Genomic DNA, 19,512 nt, shown 5'->3' on the forward strand with positions numbered 1-19,512 from the left:
ATTGCCACACCCGGAGGCAAATCTGAGGACACGCTTTGGAAGGTTTGCAAAGAATGCTCCCCAGCCTAAGGCCAAGCGGACTATTGATGAGGGATGGGTGGACTGAGGGAGATATGAACCCTCGACCCTAATCCGTATCGAGGGCCGAGCCGTAGTGAGCGCACCACCCACCACGCTGGGCAAATGCGCGCAAATGTAAAAAATTATGATGGCATAATGCCTAGGCAACCCGCAAAATCCACACGTTCCCAACGGATTTGAAGGACCGGTTCCGATGACATGGCCAGTCACGCTGAAACTCGACAGCGCAGCCTACCCGCTCAGCGTGGTGCAACGCGCCGCTTATTCCCTGGCCGACACTGTCACGATCCAGGTCGGTATTGAATCCAATCAGATAAGCCTCACAGCCTACCCCGCTGAAGCAAGGCTAACGCTTTCCCCGGAGCGGGCTCACTCGCTGATCCTTCAGCATCTGAACGACTTCGCCCTACGCGACCATATCAACCGCGAAACAGCAGGGTTGCGCGAAGTCCTGGCCCGAGCCGCGCTCACTGGGTGTGGGATTCCCCAGTGACACTGATTGCGACAGACGCCAAACACTACCGCTTGCTGCCTTTTCGATTCATGCGCATGAACACGGGACATGACCGTGACATCCTGCTCACCTCCGATACCGGTGAGTACATGCACGTGAACGACGCGCAATTACGAGCCCTCAGTTACTTCGACGTTCAAGCAAGTACGCCTTTTTACAAGGACTTGCTGGCCCGCCACTTCATATACGAACCAGGCCGCCACGACCCGTTCCCGGAAATGGCCGCGCAGTATCGCAGCCGAAAGGACTTCCTGTTCCAGGGCCCGGCACTGCACTTGTTCGTGGTTACATTGCGCTGCAACCACACCTGCCAGTACTGCCAGGTGTCGCGGGCCCCTTTGGGAGGATCCGGCCATGACCTGTCGGAAGCGGATGCACAGGCGGCGGTCGATCGCCTGTTCGAATCGAACGCCCCCGCCCTGACTGTGGAGTTTCAAGGTGGAGAGCCACTTCTGGCCTTCGAGCGCGTCCGCCAGATTGTCGAACGGGTCGTTGAACGGAACGTGGTCGAACAACGGGATATCCAGTTCGTCATCACCACCACGCTGCACCACCTGACGGAGGAAATACTCGACTTCGCAGAACAAAATCACATTCAGTTTTCGACCTCGCTCGATGGGCCGGCGCCCTTGCACAACGCTAACCGCCCTACCCCATCACGAGACTCCTACGAACGCACTGTAAAAGGCATCCAGTGGGTCCGTGAGCGCCTTGGCCATGATGCAGTTTCCGCGCTGACCACACTGACCTCAAGAAGCCTCGAACAACCTGAAGCGATCATCGATGAGTATGTAAGCCAGGGCTTCTCCAGCATCTCGCTTCGGCCTCTGAGCCCTTATGGGTTTGCCACCAAGAGTGCCCATCGACTTGATTATCCTATTGAGCGATACCTGGCCTTCTACAAGAAGGCACTGGCCTATTTGCTGCATATCAACCAACAGGGCATATACCTCTCAGAGAGTTATACGAGCCTGTTGCTGAAGAATATCCTGACACCCTTCTCCTCCGGCTATGTCGACCTGCGCTCCCCTGCAGGCGCAGGCACTGCGGCGCTGGTTTACAACTATGACGGTTACGTCTATCCATCGGACGAAGCCCGAATGTTGCTGGAGATGGGTGAAGACGGCTTGAGGCTCGGCACCGTGCACCAACCCTTGTCTGAATTACTCGCATCGCCCGTTATGAATGCGTTGCTCGCCAGCGGTATAGCAGAGGCGCTGCCGGGCTGCTCCGACTGCGCACTTGTCCCGTACTGCGGTGCTGACCCCGTCGAACACTATGCCCGCCAAGGTGACCCGATAGGACACCGAGTGTTCAGCAGCTTCTGCAAGAAGAACATGGGGCTGCTGAAGCATCTTTTCGGCCTGCTTTGCGATGGTGACGACAACGTGCAAAGGGTGCTGCTATCTTGGTTGAACAGGCGCTCTTACAACGATGTCCGGTTCCCGGGTTACAGGGGCTGATGGCGATGCTGCGCAAAGATACCCACTTCGAAATCCATCACCTGAATGAGCCGAAACTGCTCAAGGTCATCACTCTGGATGAGTTCATCGAACAAGGCGTGGCTGTTTGTGCCGGAAGCGCTGAGTTCGGTGACCTGCTGCTTTGGCTGCCAAACGAAGAACGGCTACGGAGCCCGCATCTGCTCTCTTTACCAGTTGGTGGATTCCTGATCCCGGAACCATTGATCGGCGACTTCGACAGCATGCGGCCACACTTGCACACCCCCAAAGATGCGGATGTCGTGCAGCCCGGCGATGTCATTGCCATCACACCAGGCAACGCGATGGTGCGAGTGCTCTATCGACGAGGCTCAGACAGCAACCTGCTGTTCATGACCGATCGTTGCAACAGCCTCTGTTTGATGTGCTCGCAGCCGCCCAAAGATATCGATGACCGTTGGCACATCGAGGAGAACCTACGGCTAATCGACCTGATGGACCCGGGCGAAGAAAATCTAGGAATCAGCGGCGGAGAGCCAACGCTTTATCGCGACGGCCTGCTCGAAATCCTGGCCAAGAGCAAAGCCGTTTTGCCGCAAAAATCCATCCATGTGCTCAGTAACGGGCGTCTGTTCCAAGACCCGAGCTGGATCGCTGCGCTCTCTTCCATCGGTCACCCTCAGTTGAGCTGGGGCATCCCGCTGTATGCCGACAATGCCGAAGACCATGACCATGTAGTGCAGGCTCCCGGCGCGTTTAGCGAAACCCTGCAAGGTCTTTACAACCTGGCGCGCGCCAACCAGATCATCGAGATACGCGTGGTGCTCAGTCGCCTGACCACGCCACGCTTGCCGGAGCTCGCCCACTACGTGTTCAGGAACCTGCCCTTCGTGCGGCATGTTGCTCTGATGGGTATCGAAAGTACCGGCCTGGCCAGGAAGAACTATGAAGAACTTTGGATTGACCCGCTGGACTATCAGGAGTCGTTGAGCCAGGCAGTGTATTTCCTGTTCAACCGCGGAGTGCCGGTTTCGATCTACAACTTGCCCCTGTGCCTGATCCCGGCCCACCTCTCGCGTTTCGCCCGCCAGAGCATCTCGGACTGGAAGAACCTGTTCATCGATACCTGCCAGCAATGCGCTGCCGTCAAACATTGCTCTGGCTTTTTCAAATCCCACTCCGACCGCTGGCAGAGCCGCGGCGTACAACTACTATCGACCGAGGCCTTTAGCGCCTATGCAAGGAGTGCACAGTGAAATTGCTCGACCGCTGGAAAGTCCTGATCAGTGGGATCAGCCTGCTGCCAATGGCAGGTACCACCCTGGCACAGGCGGGCCATCTGTCGCTCGCCGATGCGGGCTGGCAACCCAACGACAAGCTACAGCCTCCGATATTTGCCAATACGCTCAATGCGCCAGACACCGTCAACATCTATGCGGCACATCGCTCGCACAGTTCACACCGGTCCCACAGTTCGCACAGTTCTCACTACAGCGGCTCGGGTGGCTATAGCGCACCTCGCTACTACAGCCCACCAGCTACCAGCACCCGAAGCTACAGCGCGCCGAGTGCTTCGAGCAGCACCCCAAGCAGCAACAGCCTTTATCAGTCGTCTGGCACTACCAGCGGGACAAGTTCGAGCACTTCAAAGAGCCGCGCGACCAATGAGCAGAAAAGCAACCTGGTCACCCGTGTGCAGACCGCACTGATGGTGCGTCAGTATTACCAAGGCGCCATTGATGGGGTGATGGGCAAGGCGACACGTGGTGCGTTGATGGCCTTTCAGATGGACAGTGGTCTGACCGTGAATGGCCGAATGGATACTCCATCGCTGAATGCGTTGGGTATCAAGATTCCATAAGTCGCTTCAGGTTAAAGCTAGCGTCCGTTCAGCAACAAAGGAATATCCGATGCAGCACATCATTCAAGTCGACAACACTTTCTGGGCATTGATCAGCCGCCTGCAAGGCAAGGAACTGCAAACACCGTCGCGTAGCGCCCGTTTCCGTATCACGACCGTTGATGCAAATCGCGTTGTGATTGAGGCCGGATCGGAAGACTCGCGGTTGGCGCTGACTCGAACAGCTGCTATTTCCAAGCTGTGGAGTGTCAGTTGTCGGCAGCTAACCCCTTTCTGGGCGACGGAGTACACGCCGCGGTTCAGGAAGGACGACTACTCGTGTACCGGCGGCGACTGGGAGCAATACTAGGGGTAAGACCAAATATTTTTGGCCTGAAACTACCGAACTAGAGCCAAGGCAAATTATTTTGGCGACGTTGAGAGTCTCTAGGCATAGTCGGGCAGGCAGGCTGCGTGATCATTTCTGCCTTTTCCTAGACCATGAAGATCCATCCACTTCCAGTGGATTGCCATTTTCGGAGGCAAATCTGAGGACACGCTTTGGATGGTTTGCAAAGAATGCCCCCCAGCCTAAGGCCAAGCGGGCTACTGATGAGGATGGCTCCGACCGGACTCTCTGCAATTCGATAGATCGGCCTGAGGCTTTCAGCGATAAAAACTGCGTATATCGGCCGAGTGAAAGCGGTGAGTGCTCACCGTTTTCATTCGGGTTGGGATCCTAATATTTGAAACGACCCACCAGGCCTTTGAGCTGACCAGAAATTTCTATCAATCGACCCGAGCCAGTCTGTGAGGACTGGGCAAAGCCTTCGACCAGTTGGGCATCGGCATGGATCTGCGCGATGTGCCGATTGATCTCTTCGGCCACCTGGTGCTGCTCCTCGGCGGCGGTGGCGATCTGGGTATTCTGGTCGCGGATCGAGTCCACCGAGCCACGGATCTTGTCGAAGCTGTCACGTGCCTGCTGGATGCGTTCCACGCTGGTGTGGGACACCTGCAGGCTGCCTTGCATCTGCTGCGTGACTTCCTGGGTGCGGCGGGAGAGATTGCCCAGCAAGCTGTCGATCTCGCCGGTGGAGTCGGCTGTCCGACGGGCCAGGGCGCGGACTTCGTCGGCGACCACGGCGAAGCCTCGGCCTTGGTCTCCGGCGCGCGCCGCTTCAATTGCTGCGTTGAGCGCCAGCAGGTTGGTCTGCTCGGCAATCGAGCGGATGGTGTCGAGAATGGTGTTGATGTTCTGGCTATCCTGCTCCAGCAACTGCATGGTCTGGGTCGACTTTTGCAGGTCTTCGCTGAGCTTGAGCACGCTGCCGGTGGCTTCGCCGATGTGCTGCTGGCCGTCATGTACGTCGCGGTAGCCTTCGTCGGCACTCGACGCGGCGGCACTGCACGAACGCGCGACTTCGTTGGCAGTAGCGACCATTTCATTGAACGCAGTGCTCACCAGCTCCACGGCTTCACGCTGGCGACCTGCGGCCTGGTTCATGTTGTTGGCCACTTCGCTGGTGTCGGCGGCGGCGGTCTGCAGGTCAGATGAGGCGTTGCCGATGCGCTGCACCAATTGCGCGATCATGCCCAGGAACTGGTTGAACCAGCCCGCCAGGCTGGCGGTTTCGTCCTTGCCCTGCACCTTGAGTTGGCGCGTCAGGTCGCCTTCTCCTTCGGCGATTTCTTGCAGGCCGTCGGCCACGCCGCGAATCGGACGCACGATGACGCTGGCAAAACTGGCGCCAACTATCGCGAACACCAACGCCAAGGCCGCCGCAATGGCGGCGATCAACCAGGTCAGGCGGGTGGCGTCGGCCAGCACTTCATCACGCTTGATCAGGCCGATAAAGCGCCAGCCCAGGTCTTTGGAGCTGACCACGTTGGCCATGTAGGGCACGCCATCAATCTCGATCTGAGTCACGCCGTCGCCTCGCTTGGCGAGCTCGGCATAGTTGGGCCCCAGGTCGGCCAGGGGTTTGAAGTTGTGCTTGGCGTCGCTGGGGTCTACCAGCACGTTGCCGTTGGCTTCCACCAGCATCAGGTAGCCGCTGTCGCCGAGCTTGATGTTGCGCACCAGTTCGGTGAGCTGTTTGAGCGACACGTCTAGGCCAACCACTCCCAGGATATTCCCGGCGGCGTCGGCGACAGTGTGCACGGTGCCGATCAGCGTCACATCGTCCGGCGCCCAATAGTAGGCACCGGTGCGCACGGTGGCGCCTGGCGCGGCGATGGCCGCTTTGTACCAGGGACGTAAGCGTGGGTCGTAGTTGTTCAGTTTGGTGTCGTCCGGCCAGCTGGCGTAGCCGCCATCGCTCAGCCCCAGGGACAGGTATGCGGTACTCGGATGGCTTTTGGCGAACTGGTCGAATATCGCCAGCAGCTCTTTGTTGGTCTGAGTGAGCGGAATTTGCGCTGCTTCGGCGCCAGCGTAATTCTTAAGATCTTTGGCCGCGACAACGCGCGGGTCCTTGGCTACGTAGTCGACGTTTTGGCTGATGCCGTCAAAAAACTGCTTCATGCCATTGTCGATCTGGCGGATCTCGCGACCGCTGCTGTCGAGGAAATTGGCCAGGGCCCCTTCTCGCAGATTCAGCACTACCAAAATGGCGACCAGGATGACCGGGACACACGCGATAGCCGCGAACGCCCAGGTCAGCTTCTGCTTGATATTCATGACTTCACCTGCGGGTATTTATAGTTTTGGCAAGGGGAAACGCTAGAGCCGAACGTCGCATGTGTTGTTATGAGGAGATAGAGCCCATGCGTACTCTGAATTATCGACCGCGACGGTGCGCACTTTAGAACGATACTGAAAGCTTTTGCGCGGCAAACATCCAGGCAGAAAGCAATGTTGGCCAATGCGTAACCTCTTTACTGACTGGGTTTTACGAGAAACTCCTTGAGCCGAGGTTAAGAAAAAGAGGTGTCGACGAAACCCGGGGCAATTCAATCGGGTCATGGCTGCATAGGCTCATGAGGGTGACTCACCAATACCCGGGCCTGACCGGGGTAACTGCTGAATTGAGCTCACAAGGCCACGCACCGCTGGAAGGCTAATAATCAAGCGCTGCACACCCTAAAGTGGCCTCACACCCGCCCAGGAACATAAAGATGACCGAGGTCACTGTAGTTATCGGAGCCGGCTCGATCGGCCAAGCCATCGCTCGGCGCGTCAGTGCTGGCAAACATGTGTTGCTGGCAGACTTGCAGCAAGCAACTGCAGATGCTGCCGCAAAGGTCATGAGCGACGCAGGTTTCGAGGTTACGACAGCCAAGGTTGATGTCTCATCCCGCGAGTCGGTCCGGGCACTCATCGCCCAGGCGATGTGTATTGGCGACATCACCGGCGTCATCCACGCCGCAGGCGTTTCCCCGTCTCAGGCCGCGCCTGCCACCATCCTACAGGTCGATTTATATGGCACCGCCCTGGTGCTGGAGCTGTTTGGCGAGGTCATCGCCAAAGGGGGATCGGCCATCGTTATCGCCTCGCAGTCAGGCCACCGCTTGCCGGCGCTCAGCGTCGAGCAGAACCGAGCCCTGGCGTTGAGCCCGACTGAGGCACTTCTTGCGCTGCCGATGCTGCAACCCGAGCGGGTAACCGATCCCCTGAATGCCTACCAGATCTCCAAGCGTGGCAACTCGCTGCGCGTGGCGGCGCAAGCCGTTCGCTGGGGCAAGCGTGGTGCACGTGTCAACACCATCAGCCCAGGCATTATCTTCACGCCCCTGGCCCGGGTTGAACTCAAGGGCCCGCGTGGGGATGGGTATCGGCGCATGATCGAATCCTGCGCGGCCAAGCGTGGCGGTACGCCCGATGAAGTCGCTGCGGTCGCGGCGCTGCTGATGGGCCCCGAAGGGACATTCATTACCGGCAGCGACTTCCTGATGGATGGCGGTGTGACCGCTCAATACTGGTACGGCGCTGACCAGTAACGTCACAGGCCGGCCACCGCGGTTCTAGCCTGGCTGGCGCGCCCACTCGCGCACCGCTTCCGCGAACATCCGCAAGGCCATCGGTGGATGTCGGTTGGCCGGGTAGTAGAGGCAGGCACCGGCATAGGAAGGGCCCCAGTCAGGCAGCAGATGGACCAGGCGCCCGGCCTGCAAATGCTCCTCGACCTGATGTTCAGGCACCCAGGCGATGCCGATACCCGCCAACGCCGCGTCCGTCATCAGGTTGATGTTGTCCATGGTCATGGGGCCGTCGACATCGAGGCTGGATGATCGGCCCAGGTGATCGAGGTCCCAGCGAAACAGCGTGCCGCTGGCAAAGCGAAAACGGATGCATCGATGCGCCTTGAGGTCATGGGGCGCCATGGGCGCCGGGTGCCGACTCAGGTACTCGGGCGACGCCACTGCGGCAAATCGCACGTCCGGGCCGAAACGCACCGCGATCATGTCCCGCGGGACATCGTCGAACAACCGAATGCCGGCATCGAAGCCATCGGCGACGATATCGACCAAGCGGCTATCCGCCACACACTCGATATGGATCTGCGGGTTGTCCTGGAGAAACCGGGGCATGACATGGCGGATCAACAGCTTGAATGACGATTCGGATGCGCTCAGGCGAATCAGGCCCGAGGGCGTATTGCGCTCCGAGGTTACGTCGTTGACGGCGCATTCGAGCTCACCCAGCAGCGGCTGCACCCGCAGGAAGAGTTGCTCACCCGCCTCCGTCAAGGCAACCGAGCGGGTTGTCCGATTGAACAGGCGCAGTTCAAGGCGTGATTCCAGGCCACGCATCGAATGGCTCAGCGCCGAGGCCGAAACCCCCAGCATCCTGGCCGCGCCGCTGAAGCTGCGTTGTTCAGCGATGGCGACAAAAGCGGTCAACTCGGGAAGGCCGGCCCGGATCATTAGTGAATACCCCTCAACTACCTATGAAGCGCGGTGCCAATTGTTGAGCAAGGCACAGGAATCTAAAGTGTACCGGTCACCCCCCATCCTTGCGAAGGAGAAGAAACATGCAGAAACGTCAGCTCGGCAAAAGCGGCCTGGAAGTGTCCTCCATCGGCTTGGGCTGCATGGGCCTGAGCTTCGCTTATGGCCCTGCCCTGGAGCAAAAGGCCGCCATTACCCTGATCCGCGACGCCTTCGACAAAGGTGTCGACTTCTTTGACAGCGCAGAGGCCTATGGGCCCTACACCAACGAAGCACTGCTGGGCGAAGCCTTGGCCCCAATCCGGGATCAGGTGGTCATTGCGACCAAGTTCGGCTTCAAAAACGGCCGGCCGGATGAAGGTCTGGACAGCCGGCCTGAAACCATCAAGGCCGTAGTCGAGGCGTCGTTGAAGCGCCTCAAAACCGACCGTATCGAACTGCTCTACCAGCACCGCATCGATCCCCAGGTACCGATTGAGGAGGTTGCTGGCGTCGTGAAGCAATTGGTCGAAGCAGGCAAAGTCCTGCACTTCGGAATGTCGGAGGCCGGGCCCGACGCAATCCGCCGCGCCCACGCCGTGCTGCCAGTCGCCGCCCTGCAAAGCGAGTACTCGCTGTGGTGGCGCGAGCCGGAACAGCAGATCCTGCCGGTACTGGAAGAGCTCGGAATCGGCTTCGTTCCATTCAGCCCCCTGGGCAAAGGCTTCCTCACCGGCGCCATCGACGCCAACACCCGGTTCGCGGAGGGCGACTTCCGCAATGTGGTGCCGCGCTTCACCGAGGAGAACCGCAAGGCCAATGCGCACTTGGTCGAGGTGCTCGGCCAGATCGCCGAGGGTAAAGGTGCAACCCGGGCGCAGGTGGCCCTGGCCTGGCTGTTGGCACAGAAGCCCTGGATCGTCCCCATTCCAGGCACCACCCGGTTGCATCGGCTGGAAGAGAACATCGGCGCTGCCGACCTCCTCCTGACCCCGCCCGATCTGGCTGCCATCGCCACGGCGCTGGAGCAGATCAAGGTGGTGGGTGATCGTTATCCGGCTCATCTGCAGAAAAACGTTAATCGCTGACGGCCAACCCCCTCGCCCACTGCTGGCGCCCGTGTAAGGGCCCTGGCAGTGTTGTTTCGTCCTTGCAGACTCCGAGAGCCTCTCTCTCCCCGCATTGGGGCTCGCAAGCGAGGGCCTCTCAAGCTGCGGTGAGCGCTTACCGCTTTTCCCCAGGAAACAACGCCCGGCTGATAAACCCTGACGTGCTGCTTAGCGCCTCGCCCAGAGCCTCCAGCTGGGTTCGATCGTACTGGGCGCTGATGCCAATACCGGAAACCACGAAACGCGGTTGGTTGTGGTGGTCAGTCACGGCACTGGATACCACGCTGACGCCGCGATACAAGTTGCCATCATCAATGGCCCAACCGGTGTGCAAGGTTTGACGAGCTTCGTCCAGATAGCTCTCGAAGCTCGGCGGGCTTTCCCAATGCAGGCGGGCGAAACGGCGGCGTAGTTCGTCTTCGGGCAGATTGCGCAGGCCCGCAATACACCGCCCGCTGGCACCCAACAGCTCTGGCATACGGGTTTTGAGATTAACGTCGATATGCGCCACGGCCGGGATGGCACGGGCGATGGCGTGCATGTAGTTATCGCCGGTGACCTCCCACAGCAAGACCATGATGCGGTGGTTCAGGCTCAGGCGTTCAAGCTCTGGCTGGATAAGGTCAGCGTAGCTGCGACCGATAAAACTGACTGCCAGTTCGGAAAGCCCCAACCCCAGACTGTAGGTCTTGCCGCTATCGCTGAAGGACACCCACTGTTCATTGGTCAGGGTGCGCAGGATGTTGAAAGCACTGCTGGGGCTGATACCCGTTGCCCGGGCAATAGCCGCAACGCCTTTGGGCTCGGTGCATTGGGCGAGATGACGGAGGATTTGAATGGCGTTGACCACCGCGCCGACTTCTTTAGGACCGGGGACGCTCGCCGTCGCGGTGTTGCTTTCTTTTTCTGAAGTCATATTCACTATTCGAATTAATATTCTTTATGGCGAATGAATTCTAAGGATTACTGAACCTCAGTCAACGGGCGCAAGCGCGCCTAGCGCTTTCACGCATCAAGGGCCACCACGGCTTCACCTGACAGCTTAATTTCATCTGCCTGGTTTCGGCTGGTGATCTCCAAGCGTGCGGTGCCGGCAGCCATGTCTATCTCCACTACTTTGCCGGAACTGCTCAGAGCATCGCCGACCTGAGTCACCGCCACGAACCGCACCGAGAACTGACGCAAACGCTCCTGGGGCACCCAGCGTGTCAGCACATGGCCCAGATAGGCCATGGACAGCATTCCGTGGGCGAACACATCGGACCTCCCGACCTGCTTGGCGTAGTCGATATCCACATGGATCGGGTTGTGATCGCCAGAGGCGCCGCAATACAACGCCAGTGTCAATCGGCTGATGGGTTCGGCAGTCAGCGACGGCAAACAGTGGCCGATTTCGATTTCGGAAAGTTTCACCTACGGCTCCTCAATGGCATATGACCAGGCTATTGCGCATTAGCGCGACCAAATGCCCAGCGGCATCGGTGACACGGGTCTCGCGAACCACAAACTCCAGCGCGCCCTCTTTCTTGTCATAGATGTCGACGATCCTGGTCTCGAAACTCAGGCATTCACCGGCAAAGACCATGCGGTGATAGGTAAAACCCTGTTCGCCGTGCAGTATTCGCCCGTTGTCCAGCCCCAGGTGCTTGAGGGTGGCGGCTGAGCCCCCAGCTTCCATATCCAGGCAGAAGAGGAAGGTCGGTGGCACCGGCAATAGCGGATAACCCGCGTCGAGCGCTGCCGCTTCGTCGCTGTAACACGCATCCTGCTGCTGGGTTGCCTTGGCAAAAAAACGCAGGCGACCGGCTTCGACCACTTGCGTGTGGCTGGAAACCAAGGCGCCGATATGACTTTTGTCGATCATTTACGGTACTCCTCGGCCATCGCTGACCTTAAAACCGGGTGGCTACATCGCCACCCGCGCTTGATGTTCCTGCCGCCTGCCATTGAGCAGCAATCGGTTGACCGCCACTTGCCCCTCAACTCGGTAGCTCCAGAACCGTGCGCGCCAGAATGTTGCGCTGCACTTCGTTGGAGCCGCCGTAGATCTTCGCGGCACTGCCGTTGTAGAGCGCGGCCAGCAGGTGTTGCTGCCCGTCCCCCGTCGCCGTCGCCCCGGCCAAGGCGCCCAGGGACCCGGCACTGCGCACGATGGCCAGGCCGATGCGCTGGTAAGTCTCAGTCGCCCAGATCTTGAGTATCGACACCGAGGGCGGCAAAGCCTCCCCGCGTTTCACATAGTCGGCGTACTGGGTGTAAAGCGCGGTGAGGTTCGCCACATCCAGGGCCAACTCGGCATAACGGGTACGGAAGGCAGAGTCGGCCATCAAATCAAGCTGCTGCCCCAGCGCCTTCAAATGCCCCAACGCATGCTGCGACTGCTTGGGGCTCCCCAAGTGCAGGCGCTCGAACCCGAGCAAAGCCTTGGCAATGGTCCAGCCTTGGTTCACCTGCCCTACCAGGTTTTCATGGGGCACACGCACGTTGTCGAAGAACACCTCACAGAACTCACAGTGCCCGGCGAGATCACGTATCGGACGCACACTGATACCCGGCGAGTTCAGGTCACAGAGCAGGAAGCTGATACCCGCCTGCGGTTTGGCCGCCTTGTCGGTGCGCACCAACAGGAAAATGTGGGTGGCATCCTGGGCCAGGGTGGTCCAGGTTTTCTGGCCCGAAACAATGAAGTGCTCGCCCTCAAGCAGCGCCTCAGCACGCAGGTTGGCAAGGTCCGAGCCGGCATTGGGTTCGGAATAACCCTGGCACCAGATGTTCTCTCCGCTCAAGATTTTCGGTAGAAAACGCTGTTGCTGCTCGGCGGTTCCGAACCGCATCAGAACCGGCCCCACCATCAAAATCCCCTGATCCGGGGATCTTGCTACGCCGTAGGCTTCGAACTCCTCGTGCCAGGCGATCAGCTTGGCGGCAGGCAACCCCATGCCGCCATGAGCTTCAGGCCAGGCAGGGGCGATCCAGCCCTGCTGGGACAGGCAGCGGTACCAATCGCCGATTTCGTGCCAATGCACCCGGCGCGGCATATGCCGCAGGGGCGTTGGATAGTGCCTGACGAGAAAGGCGCGCAACATGCGGCGAAATTCGCCGTCTGACCAACAATCCCAATCGCCACGCCTCGGAAACTCACCGCTCCAGTCGCAAACCACCTGGTCCCGGGGGTTGTCATTTCGCGTCAGCTCGAGCCAGCGCAGCTTCAGGGTCTGCTCCGACCCGAAACGTGGCAGTAGCGCCAACACACGCTTGAAATAAAGCCCTACGTCGCACTCATCGGTCACGCCCATGGCGCCATGGAGGTGGACTGCCGCCTGACCGGCCTCCATGGCCGCGTGGCCGGCGCACAAATTGGCTTGCAGCGAGGCGATATTCAGCGCCTGATCCGTGGCACTAGCGACAGCCTGGCGCAGGCTGGCACGGGCCAGCTCGATCTGAATCAGCACATCGACACAGCGGTGCTGCAATACCTGGAAACTGCCGATCGGTTTGCCAAACTGGTGACGTTGCGAGATGTAGTCCCGGGTCAGTTCATGCATCTGCTCGGCAGCGCCCAGCAACTCGGCGCCGTACAACAGGCGACCGATGGCGGCGGCTCGGCCCAGCAGCTCGGCGACCTCCGGCCCCTGGGCAACAATCGCCGGCCGCGACAGGCGAACACCGTCGAAGCACAAGCGGGCCCGACAGCGCCCGTCGGCCTCGATCTGCGGCTCGACCCGAAGGCCTGCATTGTCGGCTGCCACGTACAGCAATATCGGCCCCCCTTGCTCATCCAGAGCAACGATCAGCCAGCCATCGGCCGGGTCGACAGGCACCACATACGGCGCCATGCCATACAGGCGACGCTCACCCTCCCCCCCAACTTCGATTCGACAGGCCATGGACGACGCACTCAGCCGCTCATCCAGATCCAGAGCGACGCCGACGATACGCTCGCCGCTTAACACCCACTCCAGAAGTTCACGAGCAGCGGCGGATGACGCACCGGCCAGCAGCGTCACCACCACGCCAGCAACTGCCGTGAACGGTTCGGGCGCCAGCCAGCGCCCGACTTTACGCGCCACCGCCGACGCGGCATCAAGGCCCAGCCCCAGTCCGCCGAGTGCCTCGGGCACCAGCATGGCCGGCCAGCCCAGGGCGACGATCTGCTGCCAGTCGTCACGGCCAAACTCCTGTTTTGGCAGCTCCTGGGGCTCGAATACGCGGTGCTGCCGGGGCACATTCAGGCCTCCGCGGTCCCTGAGAAATTTTTCTGCCGAATCCTCGATCGCGACCAGTACTTCTGTCATTTCTGCCTGAGGGTTGTGCATAGGGTGTGTCATGGTTACCTCGCTTTTTTAGACGCCTTTATCGGCAGTTGCGCTGAGCGCCATTGGCCCAGACAGCCGGCCTTGCGAAAACTGTCGACCTGTTCGGTGCCTTTTTATTGTTCGATCGGCCACTGCCTGACCGCCCTTGACTCGTCTGCCTCCTACCTATGCTCAGGGTTCCTGGGTCAACAGGCCGCGGCCGATGACCTGGGCCTGAATTTCCGCAGCCCCCTCGAAAATGCTGAGGATCCTGGCGTCGCACAGCACGCGGCTGATTTCAAACTCCAACGAATAGCCATTGCCACCATGGATCTGCAAACCCGCGTCGGCGTTGCTCCACGCCACCCGGGCAGCCAGCAACTTGGCCATGCCAGCCTGGATGTCACAGCGCCGGCCCTGCTCCTTGGCTGTCGCTGAAAACACCGTGAGCTGACGGGCCATGATCACTTCGGCCAACATCATCGCGAGCTTGTCCGACACCCGTGGGAACTCGATAATCGGTGCCCCGAACTGCTGGCGATCGAGTGCGTATTGCCATGCCAGGTCGAACGCGCGCCACGCCACGCCAACCGCCCGGGCTGCGGTCTGTATCCGGGCCCCCTCGAAGGTTTGCATCAGTTGCCGAAAGCCCTGGCCCTGCACTCCACCCAGCAGCCCGTTAGCGTCGACTGCAAAACCATCAAAACCGATTTCGTACTCTTTCATGCCCCGGTACCCCAGGACCTCGATCTCCCCACCACTCATACCCGCCGCAGGAAACGGTTCGGCTTGAGTACCTCGGGGTTTCCCCGCCAAAAACATCGACAGTCCGGCATGCCCCTCAACCCCTGGTTCGGACCTCGCCAGCAAGGTCATCAAGTCGCTGCGGGCGGCGTGGGTAATCCAGGTTTTGTTGCCGTCAATGCGCCATCCGCCATCGACCGTGCGACTGGCGCGGGTACGCAGCGAAGCGAGGTCGGAACCGCTGTTGGGCTCGGTGAACACCGCCGTTGGCAAGATGTCTCCCGAGGCAATCCCCGGCAGCCAACGGGCCTTTTGTTCAGCAGTGCCGACCGAGTCGATAAGGTCCCCGGCGATTTCCGAGCGTGTGCCCAGCGAGCCGGCCGCGATCCAGCCGCGACTGAGCTCCTCGGTGACGATGCACATCGCTCGCTTGCCCAGCCCCATGCCGCCGTATTCAGTGGGGATGCAGATGCCAAACACCCCAAGCTCCGCCAACTGGGCAATCAACGCATCGGGGATCAACTCATCGTTGAGGTGCCACTGATGGGCATAGGGGGTGATTTCGTTGGCGGTAAAGCGCCGAAACTGATCGCGAATCAGGTCCAGATCCTGATCGAACAGGGTTTCGCTGACCCTGTCGCCCTCACGCCAGGCCTGCACCAGGGCCAAGCGCCCCGCCGCCCCACCGGCGGCTTGCAGAGCGCGAACATCCGGGTGTTCGGCAAGCCGCCGGGCGGCAGGCTCCAGATCCAGCTCCCCAGGGCGAAATATCTCGTTCTGCCCCATCGGGATGCCGCCAGAGAGCTGAGCCAGGTATTCGGCGATGCCTACGGCTAGGGCCATTTCATCCACCTTGCCCAAGTGCCCCTTGGCCGCCAATTGCCGGCCCCACTCGGCAGATCGAACAATCGCCTCCACCGTTGTCGCCACCCAGGCCAAACCATGGAGCAGGCGCTGATGCTGCTTGAGCGCAGCCGAAGCTGGCGGGCCGTCACTGCAGAAAAACTCACGGGCCGCCCCGTGAAGGGTGTGCCCATAGTGTTGCGCCGCCTGCGCAGCGCCCTGCAAATGAGCGGTAAAAGAAGTTGTTGTTGTCATAACCGTCTCAATCAATGAATGCATTCATGAAGTTGCCAACCAGGCGCCGCCATTACCCATGCCGGCTGCTCGCCACCAACCCGCTGTCATGCAGTTGGGCGATCTGCGCCGAGGTCAGTGACAGCACCTGCTCCAGGACCTGATCGGTGTTTTCCCCGAGATAAGGCGCCCGCACACCGGCATCGCGCGAGGTGCCGACAAAGGTCGCGGCCGCCCCGGGGGCTGGATACGTCAGCCCGCTGGGGTGGGTCAGTTGCGTATAGAGCGGCGAAGAAAGCGCCAGGCGCGGGTCGACCTGCATGGCCTCGCCCAAGGTGCGATAAGGGCTCCAGCACAGGTCATTGGCAGCAAAGCGGGCCGTCACCTGTTCCAGGGTGAGCTCGGCAATACAGCGCTCGAAGATCGGGAACAAGGCACCGCGATGGATAAAGCGCTGCCCTTCATCACGCTCAAAAGAAACGCCAAGGACACCTTCCAGTTGCTCGATCCGCTGTTTGAGCTGCAAAGCGTTCAGCAGCCCTTTCCATTGCTTGGCGGTAATGGCAACCACCATCAGGTATTGGTCATCAGCCGTAACGAAGTCCCGCCCAAAAGCGCCAAACAGCGCATTCCCCTGACGAGCCCGATCGCCACTGTGCAGGGCTTCGGCGATCTGCCCGGTATTGCCCAATGCCGCCATGGCCACGTCAGACAGCGGGATTCGAACCTCCTGCCCTTGCCCGGTCAGGTTCCGCTGACGCTCTGCCGCCAGCGTCGTAAAAGCCGCGTAGGCCCCCGTCAGCAGATCCCAAGCCGGCAGCACATGGTTCACCGGGCGCTCTGCATTGACCTCATCGCCCGTCATGTAGGGCACGCCAATCGCAGCATTGACGGTGTAGTCGACCGCCGACGTACCGTCCCCCCAGCCCATGACCCGCACCGTAATCAAATCCGCGCGCTGCTTGCACAAGGCTTCATGGGCAAGAAAACCGCCCACCGGGAAGTTGGTGACGAAAATTCCCGCATTCGCCCCGGGCGCGGTGATCAGATCGATGGCCAACTGCCGACCTTCGGCGCGCGACAGGTCCAACGCCACGGATTGCTTGCCTTTATTCAAGCCCTCCCAATACAAGCTCGCGCCGGAACTGGATACCGGCCAACGCTTAAAGTCGGGGCCGCCGCCGATGGGGTCGATGCGAATCACTTCGGCGCCCAACTGTTGCAAATGCAAGGCACAGGAAGGCGCGGCGATAAAAGACGCACATTCGATGACACGTAAACCTTTCAAGAACGGGTACATGGGACCTGGCTCCTGCCGCTGAATCTATTGAGGGGGTTGGCTCTCGCGTGCAGCGCTCAACTCACCCGCTCAAAAATCGCCGCCAGCCCTTGGCCGCCACCGATACACATAGTCTCCAGGCCGTAGCGGCCATTACGCCGCCCCAGTTCGCGCAGCATGGTCGCCAGAATCCGGGTCCCTGTAGCACCAACCGGATGGCCCAGGGAAATCCCTGAACCATTGACGTTCAGGCGCTCATAGTCGCCCGCGTTGAAAGACAAGGCGCTGGTGCATGCCAGGACTTGCGCGGCGAACGCTTCGTTGATTTCAATCAGGTCCATGTCCTTGAGCGTCAGCCCGGCACGGCGCAGTACCAACTCGGTGGCCGGCACCGGGCCGATGCCCATACGCTCAGGCTCAACTCCCGTCACCGCCCAGTTGACCAGCCGGCCAAAAGGCCGCAATCCAAGCGCCTCAGCCTTTTCACGGGTTGTGACAATGCACACGGCGGCGCCGTCGTTCTGGCCGCTGGCGTTGCCCGCAGTCACCGTGGCTTCGGGGTCGGCGCCCAGGCGCACGGCCTTGAGTGCAGCCAGGCTTTCAATCGACACATCGGCCCGTGGATGCTCGTCGACGCTGACCTGCATCACCCCGTTGCGAGTCTTGACTGCGACCGGAACGATCTCCTCCTCAAAACTGCCATTAGCCTGCGCGGCAATCGCCCGCTGGTGAGAGCGCAGCGCCATTTCATCCTGCGCATGCCGACTGATGGAGTATTCACGACGAAGGTTTTCTGCGGTCTCCAGCATGCCGCCCGCCACCGGGTAGTGCTTGCCACCCGAAGTGATACGCCCCCGTGCAATGCGGTCCCACAATGGGCTGGAATCTCCCCGCAAGCCCCAGCGATTGCCCAGCACGTAGTGTTCAGCCTGGCTCATGCTTTCCGCACCGCCAGCAATGACCAGATCACAAGCCCCGGTCTGCACTCGCATTGCGGCATCAATCACCGCTTGCAGGCCGGAACCACAGCGCCGATCCAGTTGCAAACCAGGGACTCGAACCACCAGCCCGGCGTCCAGCGCCGCGACCCGCCCAATAGCGGGGGCTTCGCCGTTGGGGTAGCACTGGCCAAGGATAACGTCGTCAATCACCTCGGGCGGTAGTCCGGTGCGCTTGACCAACTCACCGATCAGTTGTGCTGCCAGCTCGACAGCGGGAACGTCACGAAAGATGCCGCCATAGCGACCTACCGCAGTACGCATCGGCTCACAAATAACTGCTTCACGCATAGTGTTCACTCACTTTGTAGAGAAATGATTTCGAGGGGCCGCACAGCAGGGGACGCCCCCCGTTCAGGACGTTTGAACAGGCGCGCTCGACCGGGGGCTTGGAAGCGGCTATCCGGGCAGCGCCGAACCAGGCGTTCATACTGCGCAGTCCCCGGTGTTGATCGCTCGGGCAAGAATGCGTCGTGCTCGCTCGATCAGCGGCCGGTCGATCATCTCGCCATCAAGCTGCACCACGGCGCCGCTGTCACAGGCCTTCAGCGCAGCGCGCGCCCAGGCAATCGCTTGGGCATCCGGCACGAACGCCTGCTTGATCGGCAACACCTGGCGCGGGTGAATCGCCAGCTTGCCGCCAAAGCCAAGGCCGGCGGCCATCAATGCCTCGTGGTGCACCGCCTCCGGGTCGTCAAAACGTGTGGCAATACCGTCCAACGGCGGCGGCAAGCCTGCCAGGCGCGACTGCAATACCAGCGCCCCGCGGCAGTAGGCCAGCGCCCCCCAGCTCGGCTGGCAGCCCAGGTCCAGGGCAAGATCCAGCGCACCCAGGGCGGCTTGAACCACACCCGGGGCCTGAAGCAGGCCGGCGAGGTCAATAAAGGCGTTGGCGGTTTCCACGAGTGCAATCACCGGCACCTGGTACCCCAGCAGATCGTGCACGCGCTGGATATCGGCGGCCGTTTCGGCCTTGGCCAGCATCAGCCCATCAAAACGCGCAGCGCGCAGCGCGATGAGATCGCCTTCGAAGGCCTCGCTGGCGGCGGCATTGATCCGAATAATGACCGGCACCGATTGAATCCCATGTAGAGCCACGGAGCGCCGAGCTACGTCGCGTGCTGCCGGCGCCACGCCGTCTTCCAGATCCAGAACGACGGTATCGGCCCCACTGGCGGCAGCCTTGGCAAAACGCTCGGGGCGATCGCCCGGCACAAACAAGGCCGCAATCGGCGCCCGAAAAGAGCTGCTTAACATGTCG

16 protein-coding genes and 2 pseudogenes are annotated in these 19,512 nt (G+C 60.6%); 7 read left to right on the plus strand and 11 right to left on the minus strand.

Annotated features, from left to right (window positions below):
• Nucleotides 1-274 precede the first annotated feature (274 nt).
• From hxsD to MF4836_RS35670, 5 genes are read left to right on the plus strand one after another with little or no spacing between them, the layout of a single operon-like run.
• Nucleotides 275-574 carry a His-Xaa-Ser system protein HxsD gene (hxsD, locus tag MF4836_RS30240; RefSeq protein ID WP_078473450.1) on the plus strand — a complete coding sequence of 100 codons (300 nt, stop codon included), beginning with the start codon at nt 275-277 and terminating at the stop codon, nt 572-574.
• Nucleotides 571-2,058 carry a His-Xaa-Ser system radical SAM maturase HxsB gene (gene hxsB / locus MF4836_RS30245; protein ID WP_078473451.1) on the plus strand — a complete coding sequence of 496 codons (1,488 nt, stop codon included), beginning with the start codon at nt 571-573 and terminating at the stop codon, nt 2,056-2,058. The genes hxsD and hxsB overlap by 4 nt, the downstream gene beginning before the upstream one ends.
• The gene (gene hxsC / locus MF4836_RS30250; protein ID WP_078473452.1) at nt 2,058-3,293 is read left to right on the plus strand and encodes a His-Xaa-Ser system radical SAM maturase HxsC; all 1,236 of its coding nucleotides are present in this window, start codon (nt 2,058-2,060) and stop codon (nt 3,291-3,293) included. Before hxsB ends, hxsC begins: the two co-directional genes overlap by 1 nt.
• Entirely contained in the window at nt 3,290-3,898 is a 609-nt protein-coding gene (gene hxsA / locus MF4836_RS30255) for a His-Xaa-Ser repeat protein HxsA (protein ID WP_078473453.1), read from the plus strand. Before hxsC ends, hxsA begins: the two co-directional genes overlap by 4 nt.
• Before the next feature lie 49 nt (nt 3,899-3,947).
• A complete protein-coding gene (locus MF4836_RS35670; RefSeq protein WP_078473454.1) occupies nt 3,948-4,247 on the plus strand; it encodes a hypothetical protein in 300 nt (99 codons plus the stop codon).
• A gap of 369 nt (nt 4,248-4,616) precedes the next feature.
• Here the strand turns inward: MF4836_RS35670 and MF4836_RS36285 are convergent.
• Nucleotides 4,617-5,132: pseudogene (locus MF4836_RS36285) on the minus strand (methyl-accepting chemotaxis protein); the annotation flags it as partial.
• Nucleotides 5,133-5,477: 345 nt separating this feature from the next.
• Nucleotides 5,478-6,560 (minus strand): annotated as a pseudogene (locus MF4836_RS36290) (cache domain-containing protein); the annotation flags it as partial.
• 437 nt (nt 6,561-6,997) lie between these two features.
• Here MF4836_RS36290 and MF4836_RS30270 point away from each other — a divergent pair.
• Nucleotides 6,998-7,819 (plus strand): SDR family oxidoreductase, encoded by an 822-nt coding sequence (locus MF4836_RS30270; protein ID WP_078473456.1) that lies wholly within the window; start codon nt 6,998-7,000, stop codon nt 7,817-7,819.
• 24 nt (nt 7,820-7,843) lie between these two features.
• On the opposite strand, the gene MF4836_RS30275 is transcribed toward MF4836_RS30270, so the two are convergent.
• Nucleotides 7,844-8,746, minus strand: coding sequence for a LysR family transcriptional regulator (locus MF4836_RS30275; protein ID WP_078473457.1), 903 nt, complete (start codon nt 8,744-8,746; stop codon nt 7,844-7,846).
• A gap of 107 nt (nt 8,747-8,853) precedes the next feature.
• Here MF4836_RS30275 and MF4836_RS30280 point away from each other — a divergent pair, with 107 nt between their 5' ends.
• Nucleotides 8,854-9,837: an aldo/keto reductase gene (locus tag MF4836_RS30280; protein ID WP_078473458.1), complete on the plus strand. Its 984-nt coding sequence runs from the start codon at nt 8,854-8,856 to the stop codon at nt 9,835-9,837.
• Nucleotides 9,838-9,973: 136 nt separating this feature from the next.
• On the opposite strand, the gene MF4836_RS30285 is transcribed toward MF4836_RS30280, so the two are convergent.
• From MF4836_RS30285 to MF4836_RS30320, 8 genes are all read right to left on the minus strand, one after another.
• The gene (locus tag MF4836_RS30285; RefSeq protein ID WP_078473459.1) at nt 9,974-10,774 is read right to left on the minus strand and encodes an IclR family transcriptional regulator; all 801 of its coding nucleotides are present in this window, start codon (nt 10,772-10,774) and stop codon (nt 9,974-9,976) included.
• An 89-nt stretch (nt 10,775-10,863) separates the two neighbouring features.
• Complete coding sequence (locus MF4836_RS30290) at nt 10,864-11,271, minus strand: MaoC family dehydratase (RefSeq protein ID WP_078473460.1); 408 nt, start codon at nt 11,269-11,271, stop codon at nt 10,864-10,866.
• A 10-nt stretch (nt 11,272-11,281) separates the two neighbouring features.
• Nucleotides 11,282-11,722, minus strand: coding sequence for a MaoC family dehydratase N-terminal domain-containing protein (locus tag MF4836_RS30295; protein WP_078473461.1), 441 nt, complete (start codon nt 11,720-11,722; stop codon nt 11,282-11,284).
• A gap of 115 nt (nt 11,723-11,837) precedes the next feature.
• The gene (locus MF4836_RS36035; protein ID WP_202971969.1) at nt 11,838-14,186 is read right to left on the minus strand and encodes an acyl-CoA dehydrogenase family protein; all 2,349 of its coding nucleotides are present in this window, start codon (nt 14,184-14,186) and stop codon (nt 11,838-11,840) included.
• Nucleotides 14,187-14,345: 159 nt separating this feature from the next.
• Nucleotides 14,346-15,995 (minus strand): acyl-CoA dehydrogenase family protein, encoded by a 1,650-nt coding sequence (locus tag MF4836_RS30305; RefSeq protein WP_178102998.1) that lies wholly within the window; start codon nt 15,993-15,995, stop codon nt 14,346-14,348.
• A gap of 52 nt (nt 15,996-16,047) precedes the next feature.
• Nucleotides 16,048-17,274 (minus strand): CoA transferase, encoded by a 1,227-nt coding sequence (locus MF4836_RS30310; protein WP_078473464.1) that lies wholly within the window; start codon nt 17,272-17,274, stop codon nt 16,048-16,050.
• Nucleotides 17,275-17,330: 56 nt separating this feature from the next.
• Nucleotides 17,331-18,542 carry an acetyl-CoA C-acetyltransferase gene (locus MF4836_RS30315; protein WP_078473465.1) on the minus strand — a complete coding sequence of 404 codons (1,212 nt, stop codon included), beginning with the start codon at nt 18,540-18,542 and terminating at the stop codon, nt 17,331-17,333.
• Nucleotides 18,543-18,677: 135 nt separating this feature from the next.
• On the minus strand, nt 18,678-19,508 hold the full coding sequence (locus tag MF4836_RS30320; protein ID WP_078473466.1) for an HpcH/HpaI aldolase/citrate lyase family protein: 831 nt from the start codon (nt 19,506-19,508) through the stop codon (nt 18,678-18,680).
• Nucleotides 19,509-19,512: the final 4 nt, after the last annotated feature.

The organism is Pseudomonas sp. MF4836, from assembly GCF_002018875.1.
Taxonomy (GTDB): Bacteria; Pseudomonadota; Gammaproteobacteria; order Pseudomonadales; family Pseudomonadaceae; genus Aquipseudomonas.